1 protein-coding gene is annotated in these 594 nt (G+C 78.5%); it reads right to left on the bottom strand.

Annotation, left to right across the window (positions count from 1 at the left end; genetic code table 11):
- Positions 1-8 precede the first annotated feature (8 nt).
- Positions 9-594, bottom strand: a 586-nt coding sequence (locus SZ60_RS15495) for a polysaccharide pyruvyl transferase family protein (protein ID WP_043597589.1), incomplete at its 5' end; no start/stop codon positions are given.

The following is a 594-nucleotide window of genomic DNA, read 5'->3' as shown; positions in this document are numbered from 1 at the left end:
GGGTCGCGTCAGCCGCGCAGCGCGCCGGCGACCCGGTCCCACCACGCGGCCGACGCCGCGCGGGTCCCGTCGAGACGCTCGGCCCACGTCGAGCGCACAGCGTCGCGCCCGGCCCAGGCCGCCAGTGCCGCCGCGTCGGCCTCGCCCGCGAGCAGCTGCGCGGCCGAGACGACGCTCGTCTGCCCGAAGTTGCCGAGCGCCCCGGTCAGCTTGATCGTCGTGTAGTCGTCGACCGCGAGCCCGACCGTCGGCACCCCGCCCGCGACGGCGAACACGGCCGGGTGGTAGCGGCTGGTCAGGTGCAGCGCCGCACCCCGGGCGAAGCGGGCCGCGGCGGGGGAGCCGGTGGTGGGTTCGACCCGCGCGGGCACGGTCAGCTGGTCGAGCACGGCCCGGTGCAGCAGCGAGTCGCCGCGCTCTTCCGTCGGGTCGAGCGACGCCCAGTGCGCGAGGAAGACGACCTCGAGCCCCGCCTCGCCGGCCACGCGGTCGAGCAGTCGGGCGACGGCGGTGGCGAACGCCGAACGGTCGGCGTCGCCCACGTGCGCGGACAGGCTGACGGCGAGGTACGGCGCGGCCGCGCCCGCCGCGCCC

This window comes from Frigoribacterium sp. MEB024 (assembly GCF_000878135.1).
GTDB lineage: Bacteria > Actinomycetota > Actinomycetes > Actinomycetales > Microbacteriaceae > Frigoribacterium.
Note: the sequence above shows the minus strand (reverse complement) of the source record. Positions and strands in the feature narration are given on the sequence as shown.